The 13,371-nt window shown below is 41.4% G+C and carries 12 protein-coding genes and 1 pseudogene; 11 read left to right on the top strand and 2 right to left on the bottom strand.

The genetic code is table 11. The features are described from left to right. Nucleotides 1–244 precede the first annotated feature (244 nt). The 3 genes from tir to eae all read left to right on the top strand — a co-directional run bounded on the left by tir (nucleotide 245) and on the right by eae (nucleotide 5,399). Nucleotides 245–1,909, top strand: coding sequence for a type III secretion system LEE translocated intimin receptor Tir (tir, locus tag EA14781_RS09080; RefSeq protein WP_001121333.1), 1,665 nt, complete (start codon nucleotides 245–247; stop codon nucleotides 1,907–1,909). Between the two features lie 139 nt (nucleotides 1,910–2,048). Then, nucleotides 2,049–2,519, top strand: coding sequence for a type III secretion system LEE chaperone CesT (gene cesT / locus EA14781_RS09075; protein WP_000098795.1), 471 nt, complete (start codon nucleotides 2,049–2,051; stop codon nucleotides 2,517–2,519). Nucleotides 2,520–2,579: 60 nt separating this feature from the next. After that, on the top strand, nucleotides 2,580–5,399 hold the full coding sequence (eae, locus tag EA14781_RS09070; protein WP_000627880.1) for an intimin: 2,820 nt from the start codon (nucleotides 2,580–2,582) through the stop codon (nucleotides 5,397–5,399). A gap of 284 nt (nucleotides 5,400–5,683) precedes the next feature. Here eae and escD read toward each other — a convergent pair whose 3' ends face one another. After that, nucleotides 5,684–6,904 (bottom strand): type III secretion system LEE inner membrane ring protein EscD, encoded by a 1,221-nt coding sequence (gene escD, locus EA14781_RS09065; RefSeq protein ID WP_000953257.1) that lies wholly within the window; start codon nucleotides 6,902–6,904, stop codon nucleotides 5,684–5,686. A gap of 142 nt (nucleotides 6,905–7,046) precedes the next feature. Between escD and sepL the strand changes: the two genes are divergently transcribed. From sepL to espF, 8 genes and pseudogenes are all read left to right on the top strand, one after another. Beyond that, nucleotides 7,047–8,102, top strand: a complete 1,056-nt coding sequence (gene sepL, locus EA14781_RS09060) for a type III secretion system LEE gatekeeper SepL (RefSeq protein WP_001273451.1) — start codon at nucleotides 7,047–7,049, stop codon at nucleotides 8,100–8,102. Between the two features lie 57 nt (nucleotides 8,103–8,159). After that, nucleotides 8,160–8,738 (top strand): protein EspA, encoded by a 579-nt coding sequence (locus EA14781_RS09055; RefSeq protein ID WP_000380758.1) that lies wholly within the window; start codon nucleotides 8,160–8,162, stop codon nucleotides 8,736–8,738. A 12-nt stretch (nucleotides 8,739–8,750) separates the two neighbouring features. Then, nucleotides 8,751–9,893: a type III secretion system translocon subunit SseC family protein gene (sctE, locus tag EA14781_RS09050; protein WP_000935754.1), complete on the top strand. Its 1,143-nt coding sequence runs from the start codon at nucleotides 8,751–8,753 to the stop codon at nucleotides 9,891–9,893. A gap of 20 nt (nucleotides 9,894–9,913) precedes the next feature. Next, nucleotides 9,914–10,825 carry an attachment protein EaeB gene (locus tag EA14781_RS09045; protein WP_001091998.1) on the top strand — a complete coding sequence of 304 codons (912 nt, stop codon included), beginning with the start codon at nucleotides 9,914–9,916 and terminating at the stop codon, nucleotides 10,823–10,825. Between the two features lie 6 nt (nucleotides 10,826–10,831). Then, on the top strand, nucleotides 10,832–11,239 hold the full coding sequence (sseE, locus tag EA14781_RS09040) for a type III secretion system effector protein SseE (RefSeq protein ID WP_000228588.1): 408 nt from the start codon (nucleotides 10,832–10,834) through the stop codon (nucleotides 11,237–11,239). Between the two features lie 35 nt (nucleotides 11,240–11,274). Further along, complete coding sequence (gene escF / locus EA14781_RS09035) at nucleotides 11,275–11,496, top strand: type III secretion system LEE needle filament protein EscF (protein WP_001053841.1); 222 nt, start codon at nucleotides 11,275–11,277, stop codon at nucleotides 11,494–11,496. 5 nt (nucleotides 11,497–11,501) lie between these two features. After that, the gene (locus EA14781_RS09030) at nucleotides 11,502–11,780 is read left to right on the top strand and encodes an EscG/YscG/SsaH family type III secretion system needle protein co-chaperone (protein ID WP_000253173.1); all 279 of its coding nucleotides are present in this window, start codon (nucleotides 11,502–11,504) and stop codon (nucleotides 11,778–11,780) included. A gap of 196 nt (nucleotides 11,781–11,976) precedes the next feature. Further along, a pseudogene (gene espF, locus EA14781_RS09025) lies at nucleotides 11,977–12,591 on the top strand (type III secretion system LEE effector EspF); the annotation flags it as partial. A 458-nt stretch (nucleotides 12,592–13,049) separates the two neighbouring features. Here espF and EA14781_RS23060 read toward each other — a convergent pair. Further along, the coding region (locus tag EA14781_RS23060) for a hypothetical protein (RefSeq protein WP_256204633.1) at nucleotides 13,050–13,371 on the bottom strand (322 nt) is incomplete at its 5' end.

Below are 13,371 nucleotides of genomic sequence, written 5' to 3'. Positions count from 1 at the left end.
TGTAATGTGTTTTTATTAATGTTTTGCGTGGTGTTTATTTTTATATAATGTGGTTTTTTATTTTTATTACACGGATGTGTGTTTTTAGTTCATTATTTTCTTGCATCAAAAATCAGATTATGATTTATTTGGTTGATGTTATATCCAGCCGTTTATCGACTACGTGCTGTATACCATTACATTATTATGTAATAGCAAGATAAAGGATTGTTATCTATTTACATAAAATAAAAAGGAGATATTTATGCCTATTGGTAATCTTGGTCATAATCCCAATGTGAGTGCTTCAATTCCTCCTGCACCGCCGTTGCCTTCGCAAACCGACGGTGCAAGAGGTTCTCAGGGGCAGCCCATTAGCTCAAGTGGTGCGCTGGGTTCTCGTTTGCTATTTACACCTATAAGGCAGTCTGTTGCTGATGGGGTTGATGCTCGTTCCAGCGATGTTCCGGGACTTCCTGTAAATCCGCTACGTATTGCTGCATCTGAAATAACATTGAATGATGGATTTGAAGTTCTTCATGATAGAGGGGCGCTTGATACTCTGAATAAGGCTATTGGTTCCTCGTCATTTCGTGTTGAAACTCAGGACGATGGTAGTCATGTTGCTATCGGGCAAAAAGATGGTGTTGAGACTAGCGTTATTCTCAGTGAACAAGAGTTTGCCAGCTTGCAGGCTATTGATCCTGAGGGTAATGGTCGATTTGTATTTACTGGCGCTCGTGGTGGTGCTGGGCATTCTATGGTCACAGCAGCTTCAGATATAACGGAAGCTCGTCGGAGGATAATAGATAAATTAGAGCCAAAAGACTCAAGGACGTCAAACAGTGGCGGGGTAAACTCTGCTGAAACTCAGACTTCCTCAACTTCAAGCTCAAGTTCAAGCGCAAGCTCAACTTCTACACTCCGTTCAGATCCTAAACTTTGGCTGTCGCTGGGGAGTATTGCCGCAGGTCTGATAGGGATGGCTGCGACGGGGGTTGCACAGGCTATTGCGTTGACGCCGGAACCGGATGACCCAACCACTACCGACCCTGATGCTGCTGCAAGTGCAACTGAAACCGCGACAAGAGATCAGTTAACGCAAGAAGCATTCCAGAACCCAGATAATCAGAAAGTTGCTATCGATGAGTACGGAAATGCACATCCGTCAGGGATATTAAAAGATGATGTTGTTGCACAAATAGAAGAGCAGGCTAAAGCTGCCGGGGAGCAGGCCAGACAGGAGGCCATTGAAAGTAATGCTCAGGCGCAAGCACGATATAATGAACAGCACGAGAAACGCCAGGAGGAGCTGAATACTTCATCTGGGGCTGGCTACGGTCTTAGTGGCGCGTTGATTCTTGGTGGAGGAATTGGTCTTGGTGTTACCACTCTTCTTCATAGAAGAAACCAGCCGGTAGAACAGACCTCTACTACTACTACTACTACTACCACTACAACAACAGCGACACATACGACAGCCGGGAATAAACCTGCGGATAATACACCTGCGTCAGGTAATACCGAGAGCAGTGGGGCAGAAGAGCCCACGGCGAGCAGACGTAATTCGGAGACCGGCAGCACTGCATCGGCGAGCCCGTCTGACACATCCAGCATAGACACCGTTGATAATCCGTACGCTGATGTTGGAAGGACAAGTAGGCAAGAACTTCCAGAGGAACATATTTATGATCAGGTCGCTGCTGATGAACCTATATATGCCAGCATTCAACGTAGTGCAGGAGATGCTCCTGATGGCAGAGTACGGTTAATGGGAAATCCTGGCGCAGGCATCCAGAGTGTTTATGCACTTCTGTCACAGGGTGGCGGATTACAACATGGGCTGGGAGGATTAACGGGTAGTGGTGATAGCAGCGCCGCGAATAATTCGAATAACCCACCAGTGCCGGGATCCAATCGTTTCGTTTAAAAATACCCACAAGTATCTGGTTGAGAGCCAGGGGGGAGGGGGGGAAAGTCTTACTAACGTCAATGTTTCAGGGAATAACGTTGCTGGATGGGCAACTCTTGAGTTTCTGTAAATATAAATTCAATTAAGAGAAATTATAATGTCATCAAGATCTGAACTTTTATTAGAAAGATTTGCAGAAAAAATTGGTATTGGGTCTATTTCATTTAATGAAAATAGATTATGTTCTTTTGCCATTGATGAAATTTATTATATTTCGTTATCTGATGCTAATGACGAATATATGATGATCTATGGCGTCTGTGGGAAATTCCCAATAGAGAATACCAACTTTGCTCTCGAGATTTTGAATGCAAATTTATGGTTTGCTGAGAATGGTGGACCATATCTGTGCTATGAGTCAGGAGCACAATCGCTGTTGTTAGCGTTACGTTTCCCTCTCGATGACGCGACACCAGAAAAACTTGAGAATGAAATAGAAGTCGTCGTTAAGTCAATGGAAAACCTGTATTTGGTATTACATAATCAGGGCATAACATTAGAAAATGAACATATGAGAATAGAGGAAATTAATTCAAGCGATAATAAACATTATTACGCCGGAAGATAAAATATTATCTATTAATATAATTTATTACTTATTCTAACTCATTGTGGTGGAGCCCATAACATGATTACTCATGGTTGTTATACCCGGACCCGGCACAAGCATAAGCTAAAAAAAACATTTGTTATGCTTAGCGCTGGTTTAGGATTGTTTTTTTATGTTAACCAGAACTCATTTGCAAATGGTGAAAACTATTTTAAACTGAGTTCAGATTCTAAACTATTAACTCAAAATGCCGCTCAGAATCGCCTTTTTTATACGTTGAAAACAGGTGAAACTGTTGCCGATCTTTCTAAATCGCAAAATATTAATTTATCGACGATTTGGTCGCTGAATAAACATTTATACAGTTCCGAAAGCGAAATGATGAAGGCTGCACCTGGTCAGCAGATCATTTTGCCACTCAAAAAACTTCCTGTTGAATATAGCGCCTTACCACACTTAGGTTCGGCGCCTGTCGTTGCAGCAGGTGGTGTTGCCGGTCATACGAATAAAATGGCTAAAATGTCCCCGGACATGACCAAAAGCAACATGACCGATGACAAGGCACTAAATTATGCGGCACAACAGGCTGCGAGTCTCGGTAGCCAACTTCAGTCTCGCTCACTGAACGGCGATTACGCAAAAGATGCTGCCCTTGGTATGGCCGGCAACCAGGCCTCGTCACAGTTGCAGGCCTGGTTACAACATTATGGAACGGCAGAGGTTAATCTGCAGAGCGGTAATAACTTTGATGGCAGTTCGCTGGACTTCTTATTACCGTTCTATGATACCGAAGAGATGCTGGCATTTGGTCAGGTCGGAGCGCGTTACATTGACTCCCGCTTTACGGCAAATTTAGGTGCTGGTCAGCGCTTCTTCCTTCCTGAAAATATGCTGGGCTATAACGTCTTCATTGATCAGGATTTTTCTGGTGATAATACCCGCTTAGGTATTGGTGGGGAATACTGGCGAGACTATTTCAAAAGTAGTGTGAACGGCTATTTCCGCATGAGCGGTTGGCATGAGTCATACAACAAGAAAGACTATGACGAGCGCCCGGTAAATGGTTTCGATATCCGCTTTAATGGGTATTTACCATCATATCCGGCATTAGGCGCCAAACTGATGTACGAACAGTATTATGGTGATAATGTCGCTTTGTTTAATGCCGATAAACTGCAGTCGAATCCTGGCGCGGCGACCGTTGGTGTAAACTACACTCCGGTTCCTCTGGTGACGATGGGGGTTGATTACCGTCATGGGACAGGTAATGAAAATGATCTCCTTTACTCAATGCAGTTCCGTTATCAATTTGACAAACCGTGGTCTCAGCAAATTGAGCCGCAGTATGTTAACGAGTTAAGAACGTTATCAGGCAGCCGTTACGATCTGGTACAACGTAATAACAATATTATTCTGGAATACAAAAAGCAGGATATTCTTTCTTTGAGTATTCCACATGATATTAATGGTACTGAACACAGTACGCAGAAGATTCAATTGAGCGTTAAGAGTAAGTACGGCCTGGATCGTATCGTCTGGGATGACAGTGCATTACGCAGTCAGGGCGGTCAGATTCAGCATAGCGGAAGCCAAAGCGCACAAGATTACCAGGCTATTTTGCCTGCTTATGTGCAAGGTGGTAGCAATATTTATAAAGTGACCGCTCGCGCCTATGACCGTAATGGCAATAGCTCTAACAATGTACAGCTCACTATTACCGTTCTGTCGAATGGTCAGGTTGTCGACCAGGTTGGGGTAACGGACTTTACGGCTGATAAAACATCGGCTAAAGCGGATGGCATCGAGGCTATTACTTATACCGCGATTGTTAAAAAAAATGGGGTTATTCAGGCTAATGTTCCTGTTTCATTCGATATTGTTTCAGGTGATGCAACTTTAAGTGCCAGGAGTGCCACTACTAATAGCAGCGGTAAGGCGACCGTAACGCTGAAATCAAATAAGCCGGGCCAGGTAGTCGTGTCAGCTAAAACTGCGGAGATGACTTCAGCACTTAATGCCAATGCGGTTATATTTGTTGATCAAACTAAGGCTAGCATTACTGAAATTAAAGCTGATAAGACAACTGCAGTAGCAAATGGTAAGGATGCTGTCACATACACTGTTAAAGTAATGAAAGATGGTAAGCCGTTATCCGGTGAAGAAGTGACCTTTACGACGACCTTAGGGACGTTAAGTAAGTCCACTGAAAAAACGAATACGAATGGCTATGCTAAAGTAACGTTAACATCGACGAATCAAGGAAAATCACTCGTTAGTGCCAGCGTTAGCAATGCCGCAGTTGATGTTAAAGCTCCTGAAGTTGAATTTTTTACACAGCTTACAATTGATAACGGTAATGTTGAAATTGTTGGAACCGGAGCTAAGGGGAAACTACCTAATGTATGGTTGCAATATGGCCAAGTTAATCTGAAAGCTAACGGAGGTAACGGGAAATATACATGGTACTCAGCAAATCCGGCAATTGCTTCGGTGGATCCCTCTTCTGGTCAAGTCACATTAAAAGATAAGGGGGAAACAACAATTACCGTTGTATCTGGGGATAAACAAACGGCCATCTATACAATTGCTATGCCTAATAGCATAGTGAGCGTTAACTCAAGTGGTAGGGTTGATTATAATACAGCCAATAACATTTGCAAAAATATTAAAGGTTCGTTACCTTCTTCAATTAAAGAGCTGAAGGATTTATATGATGATTGGGGGGCTGCAAATAAATATCAACATTATTCCCAGGAATCTATAACTGCCTGGACATTACAAACTAGTGAGAATAAAGTGCAAGGGGTTGCAAGTACTTACGATTTGGTAAGGAAAAATCCACTGATAGATAAAGTTGATATAGCAGGTAATTATGCCTATGCAGTCTGTGTGAGATAATATTTGATAAATGCCCGACTAATATATGGTTATTTTTCTCGGGCATCCTTATATCCTTCCACAAACCACCCCTCTAGGGGGTGGTTTTTTATATGGATTTTCTCTTGTATTTTTATAAGTGATGCTTTGGTGTTGATTTTTTATATTTATTATTTTCGAATGTATGATATTTAGCTTCCTAAGTGGATCTCCAGTTTATAATAAATCGAGCTCGTTAAGAACTATGATTATGATAGTATTTAACACATCTTGTTAATAAATAATTCCTCCCGAGGAGGGAGGGGTTAATAAGACAACGGAATATGTATATATTCGTCTGGGCGGGAGATGTTGATACCATCTTTAGGATCAATCGCGTCTATGACATAACCTCCTTTCAGTATGCTACCAATTCCCAGGCTTGTACCGTTATCAAGAGCAATCGTTGGATTCTTCATCGTGCCGCTGATTCTAAGTATTTTCCCTGGGAAAATATCTGCTGAAATGTACGGCTGGATATTCTGAAAGAGTATCTTGACGTTACTCTTTTTGCTCATTTCGTTTATGATGGCAAGAATCTTGCTCTCGTTCTGTTGAGAAACCTCTCCGGCAACAATAATGGCGTCATTCTTTTTGAAAATATTAACATAGTTTATTAATTTATTCTTTTTGAACTCAGATACCAATTCTCTGATCTTATTGTTACTGTTATTGTGTATTTCCCATCCGGCAATGCCTGGCGTATTTAGCAATAAGTTTTCAACCTCACTCCATTTTGGCGAAGGAGGAATGTATCCCGATAACAGGAAAAATCCAGGCTTATTGCCTTTTGTAATAATGATATCTTTATAACCGTATTCCGTTAAAATGTCATTAATCGCGGAGATAACCTGGTTATTGCAAATGATATTATTGTAATAAAAGATATTTTTTTCTTTCAGGTAATTAAAAATGGGCGTTAAATCGGTAGTTGATTCGCAACGCCCATAAAGTGCGACGTTTTTCCCATGCCATACCAGAGTGATTGCATGGAGCTTGTTTTCTTTTAGCTGTTGATATACATCCGCTCTGGTAAACGTTGGCTGCTCAGCTTTTGGAGAAAGCAAAACGTAACTGCCGATGGCACCAGACAGTGCAATAGCAGCGCCAATCACGCTCGCCAGAATAAGACGCTTTTTGCGTTGATTTTTAGCAGAAAACCTTTCTGGTACATCAGACAAGGGCAAGGTCTGGTCAATGTCACCAATGATGAAGCAACATCCCGCTATATCGATGACCTTTCCGACAGGTAATGGTTTATCTGCTTCATAGGGCGTAGGTTGCCCATCAATCCAAAATTCAACCGAAGATAAAAGGAAAACACCTTCATCACGAACATCAAGTAAAAACTGATTAAGGCCTTGTTCAAGGGGAACATAAACAATATCGTTATCTTCCGTACCTAGCGTTAGGTTTCCCATCGGAAGTTGTAATTCCCGATTACGCATCGCACCATTGAGGAGTTTTATTTTATATGAGGATAACATTTTTAAATTTTATTCATCCTGGTGGTTGAACAATGATAAAAAATATGGTGAACTTACACCAACCAAGAATAGAGTAGAAAGGAAGCTGTTGTACAGTACTATTTAATGGAATATTCATAATTAATGATTACGTGAGTTTCCAATGGCTAATGGTATTGAATTTAATCAAAACTCCGCATCTGTTTTTAATTCTAATTCATTAGATTTTGAATTGGAATCCCAGCAATTAACGCAAAAAAGTTCTTCTAATACTTCTTCTCCATTAATAAATTTGCAAAATGAATTAGCAATGATTACTAGTTCATCGCTTTCTGAAACGATTGAAGGGTTAAGCTTGGGATATCGCAAAGGTAGCGCAAGGAAAGAAGAGGAAGGTACGACAACCGAGAAGTTGCTCAATGATATGCAAGAGCTGCTTGCTCTTACCGATAGCGATAAATTAAAAGAGCTGTCATTAAAAAATAGTGGGCTGCTGGAACAACACGATCCTACTTTGGCGATGTTTGGCAGTATGCCAAAGGGGGAAATCGTCGCGCTAATATCTTCTTTATTGCAATCTAAATTTGTTAAGATTGAATTAAAAAAGAAATACGCCAAATTATTATTGGATCTCTTGGGCGAAGATGATTGGGAGCTGGCTCTGCTTTCCTGGTTAGGGGTGGGTGAGTTAAACCAGGAAGGTATCCAGAAGATCAAGAAGCTTTATGAAAAGGCTAAGGACGAGGATTCTGAAAATGGCGCCTCTTTACTTGACTGGTTTATGGAGATTAAGGATCTTCCCGAGCGTGAGAAGCACTTAAAAGTTATTATTAGGGCACTGTCGTTCGATCTCTCTTATATGTCTTCTTTTGAAGACAAGGTAAAAACATCTTCAATTATTAGTGATTTATGCAGGGTAATCATTTTTCTGTCACTTGATAACTATGCAGATATTATTGCAATCTCTATTAAGAATGATAAAGATGTCATTTTAAATGAAGTGTTATCGATTATTGAACATGTCTGGCTAACAGAAGACTGGCTGCTGGAGAGTCCTTCTCGGGTATCGATTGTCGAAGATAAACATGTTTATTATTTTCATTTATTGAAAGACTTTTTCGCATCGTTACCAGATGCTTGCTTTATTGATAGTGAACAGAGAGATAATACATTACTAATGATTGGTAAAGTCATCGATTACAAGGAGGAAATTATCTGATATTTATTTTTCAATAATTTTTTGTCTTGCTAAGAAATATTATCAAGAGGTATATAGATGGATACACCAAATGCAACATCCGTTGCTAGTGCGAGCGCGAGTTCTTCGACATCGACAGTCTATGACTTAGGGAGTATGTCGAAGGATGAGGTAGTTCAGTTATTTGAAGAACTCGGTGTTTTTCAGGCTGCGCTTCTTATGTTTGCCTATATGTATCAGGCACAAAGCAATCTATCGATTGCAAAATTTGCTGATATGAATGAGGCATCTAAGGCATCAACCACGGCACAAAAAATGGCCAATCTTGTTGATGCTAAAATTGCTGATGTTCAGAGTAGCTCAGACAAGGATAAGAAAGTCAAACTTCCTCAAGAAGTGATTGACTATATAAAAGATCCTCGTAATGACATTACAGTCAGTGATGTGAAAAACATTGATGCTGATTTAGGTGCTGGTGAGTTGCAATCAGTGAAGGCGGCTATTTCTGCGAAAGCAAATAACTTGACAACGGTAGTAAATAATAGCCAGCTCGAAATTCAGCAAATGTCAAATACATTAAATCTCTTAACAAGTTCTCGTTCCGATATGCAGTCACTGCAATTCAGAACTATTTCGGGAATATCCCTTGGTAAATAACCGGAGATAACTATGCTTAATGTAAATAACGATATTCAGCCTTTAACGTCTGGGGCTAATGCTGCTTCGGCTACTTCAGATGTTAATCAATCTGGAGTGAATTCAGCGCTGGATTTACAACTGGTTAAATCCACAAACTCGTCAACAGGCTGGACAGAAAGTAGCCCTTTACCGGTGCCGCCGGCAGGCCACTCATTAGTGACGCCCTCTGCTGCTGAGGATGTCCTTAATAAATTGTTTGGAGGTATCAGTGCTGAGGTTGAGAGCCGCACCGGGGGGATAGAGACACAGCGTAGTACACAGAATACAGGTAATGGTTACCCTTATCTTTCTCAGGTGAATAACGTTGACCCTCAGCAAATGATGATGATGGTTACTCAGTTATCCCTGGATACCTCCGCGCAGAAAGTCTCGAGTATGAAAAACTCCAACGAGATTTATATGGATGGGCAAACTAAAGCGCTGGAGAATAAAACGCTGGAGTATAAAAAACAGCTTGAAGAACAACAGAAAGCCGAAGAGAAATCACAAAAAAGTAAAATTGTTGGTCAAGTCTTTGGTTGGCTGGGCGTTGCATTAACAGCGGTTGCCGCTGTTTTTAACCCAGCTCTCTGGGCTGTTGTTGCCGTTAGTGCAGCAGCAATGGCACTGCAAACAGCAGTTGATGTAATGGGTGAGAATGCCCCTGAAGGGTTAAAGACCGCAGCAAAAGTCTTTGGTGGACTGTCTATGGCTGCAAGTATTCTGACAGCCGGCCTTGGCGGGGTGTCTTCACTGATGTCTAAATTTGGCGATGTCGCTAACAAAATTGGTTCAAACGTTGTGAAAATCGTCGAGAAGGCGGCCGAAGCGTTGGTTAAAAACGTTTTTGCAAGAATTGCGTCGGTGGCCGATGGAGTGACGAACGGTGTTCGTTCTGCCGGGACAACGGCGTTGAATCATGATGCTGCACAGTACCAAATGTTATCTCAATTAGCTGCTTACGCAGTGCAAAACTTAACTCGACAGAGTGAAAACTTAGGCGAGAGTGCGAAGCTTGAGCTGGATAGAGCGGCTGCAGAGTTGCAAAACCAGGCAAACTATTTACAAAGTGCTTCTCTGCTGATGTCCGATTCCGCACGAGTAAATAGCCGTATTGTTAGTGGTCGAATTTAATTATTAAAGAGAATTTAATTATGAATACTATTGATAATAATAATCCAATAACGACGAATACGAGCGGCGTTCCCGGTGTAGTTGCCGCATCTAATTTATCAATTGATTCATCTCTGCTTACTGATGGTAGGGTTGATATTTCTAAGCTGACGCTGGAAATTCAAAAGCTTTTGGGCAAGATGGTAACTCTATTGCAGGATTACCAACAACAACAATTGTCGCAGAGTTATCAGATTCAGAAGGCCGTTTTTGAGAGCCAGAATAAAGCCATTGAGGAAAAAAAGGCTGCTGCAACCGCTGCTTTGGTTGGTGGGGTTATTTCATCAGTATTGGGGATTTTAGGCTCTTTTGCAGCAATGAATAACGCGGCGAAAGGGGCAGGCGAAGCTGCTGAAAAAGCAAGCTCCGCATCTTCAAAGGCTGCTGATGCTGCAAGTAAAACACTGGTTAAGGCAACGGAAAGTGTTGCTGACGTTGTCGATGATGCAGCCGATGCGATGCAGAAAACTATGGCTACAACAACGAAAGCGGCCAGCCGTGCATCTGATGTTGCTGATGATGTTGCGAGAGCCGCTGAATTGGCTGAAGATGCAGCAGAGGCCGCCGAGAAGACGAGCAGAATGGCTAAGTTGTTGGAGGCTGTAGAGAAGCTTACTAATAATACAGCATTTATAGCTGTGACCAGTCTTGCGGAAGGCATAAAGACATTGCCAACAACAGTATCTGAATCCGTCAAATCCACCCATGAGATTAATGAACAACGAGCTAAGTCGCTGGAACAATTCCAGCAGGGGAATCTGGAGCTGTATAAACAAGATGTTCGCAGAACGCAGGATGATATCACCAGCCGTCTGCGTGAGATGACTGCCGCTGCTCGCGATCTCGTTGATGTTCAGAATCGTATGGCGCAATCTGGGCGCATAGCCGGGTAATTGATCATGGTCGATACGTTTAATGGTGAAGTGCTTAATCACTACCTTGAACAAAAAGGGTACGTAATACAAAAAGAGTTTCTTTATGGTAGTGCCTTTTTTATCGGATGGCGGATTGAGACACCTTTTTTCTCATTAGCGTACAGACTTGATGAACAAGAACTGATTTTGTGCTCTTTTGAAGCACGTAGCCAAACAGGGCTTAACGGCCCTGTTTTATCACTGACTCGCTTGCTTGAAGAGTTGTACCACAACTTTTCAGGCATCAAGAAAATCAGTGCGATGAAATCTAAGATTGGTTCAGATTCAGAACGTCAAAAGCGCGAAGAGTTGTTTAATTACTTTATCAGAAAAGGAGCCGTGCAGCAGGAAACAGAAGACGAAATTTGGTTTGTAATGAGTGTAAATAATTAAAAAGTTTTCTTTTATTATCCCTTGAGGAAATTTTAATGAATTTATCTGAAATTACTCAACAAATGGGTGAAGTTGGTAAAACGCTGAGTGATTCTGTTCCCGGGTTACTTAATAGTACCGATCTGGTTAATGACCCTGAAAAAATGTTAGAGCTGCAGTTTGCGGTCCAACAATATTCTGCTTATGTTAACGTGGAAAGTGGAATGTTAAAAACGATAAAAGATCTGGTTTCAACTATTTCCAACCGTAGTTTTTAATTTTTATGGTTAGTGATGTTTCTGCCAATAAGATATTGGTGTGGGCGGCTGTAGCAGCGGCAAATCATAAGCTGCCCAAACATGCAAAATCTATCCTGAATGTATTGCCGCAAATTATACCTGATAAAAAAGATATTGCACATTTAGAGTTTATTATTTTATATGGGTTAAATAGAAAAAATGATGCTGTAAAGGCCCTGGAGAACTGTATGGATGATGAAACAAGTCAGTTGTTGTACAGTTTGGTCCATGAGAATAGCAGAAACTGGGGACGAGGATTTTAATTTTCATTGAGTTAAAAATAAACTGTATTATTCGTTTTGATATATTGTAAGATTTCGCCAGACATTCATCATATCAAAATGATAAATACAGATGTATAAAACTCTCCATGTTTTCATGTATATTTCATTTAATGAGTTATAGTTTTAATATAAGTTAATAATTACCCTGTCAATTAGATATAAAAAGGCATAAATTATGCTTAATGGAATTAGTAACGCTGTTTCTACACTAGGGCGGCATCTTACTGGGGTCGCAAGTCGAGTGAGTTCTGCGGGGTTATCTGGATTTTCTGTAGCCCCTCAGACTGTGCGTCTGAATCCGGTGAGAGTTCATTCCCCTTTTTCTCCCGGTTCGTCGAATATTAGTGCAAGAACGACTTTTAATGTGAGTCGCCCTGCAACCCCAATGACCCCCACTCGTCCAGCACCACAGCCACCGATAAGTGGTCGGGCATCTGCTCCATCCCAACATTTACCACCAATTGCTCAGGCATTAAAAGATCATTTAGCTGCCTATGAGCAATCGAAAGCTTCTGGCACTTCAACCCTTAAACCAGCCCGCCAGGCGCCACCGCCACCGACAAGTGGGCAGACATCCGGGCCAGCCAAGCCTTTACCACCATTAGCGCAGGCATTAAAAGAGCATTTAGCTGCCTATGAAAAATCGAAAGCTTCTGATACGTCACCCCTTAAACCAGCCCGCCCGGCACCACCGCCACCGACAAGTGGTCGGGCATCTGGTTCATCCCAGTCTTTACCCCCACTTGCTCAGGCATTAAAAGATCATTTAGCCGCCTATGAACAATCGAAAAAAGGATAAACATCTAATTCAAAACAATTGACCAGCATTGATTATTTGTTTTCTAGTTAATAAAAACCGATATTAAACTGCGTTGTGGTAAACGTAATTAATAATATCGGTTTTTTATTGGTGTGGTAATTGTAATAAATCATGTATTATTACATGATGAAAGTGGAGAGAGTCATTTTTGTTAAAAGCGTACAGTGCGCAAAAGCCTGTCCGTTATTGATTGTGAGAATCTGAAAGTCAGTGAACTGTCACCGACAGTAAGAAGCTTGTATATTAAATACTCGTCTTTTATATATTGTTTCAGGGAAGGGATTTATTGAATTTAGCTATCTGATCAAATGTCATATTCCTGATGTAACTCACGCAAACTATCAGCCCAATGAAGAGAACAGAATTACAAGCCTGAACTTGAATAGAGAAAATTGAAACGATGTCCATGAGTCACACACATATCAGTGTTAGCGCATTTTCAGGCATACATATATAAAGCTACGACTTCTCTTTGGGCGTGATGGCGATACAACTTTCTCCACGTTTCCCTCTCTTGCCAGTTGATTGAGCATAGCGGCAATATCTCTTGGTGTCGTAAATAATCCAGGCCTTGAATTTTTTTCTACATAACGTCGGCAGGGGGCTGAAGCTCCTTCAGTCAGTATTCTACCGACAATATCTGCACAGTTTTTCCCTATCATACGATAGTGAGGATTGCTCTTTGTTTTTATCCGTTGCCATGCCGCCTGCATTTTTACCAGATCGAAGCAATCTGGATGCAGATGATAA

Source organism: Escherichia albertii NBRC 107761 = DSM 17582 (assembly GCF_000759775.1).
GTDB lineage: Bacteria > Pseudomonadota > Gammaproteobacteria > Enterobacterales > Enterobacteriaceae > Escherichia > Escherichia albertii.
This window is presented reverse-complemented; position numbering and strand designations above follow the sequence as displayed.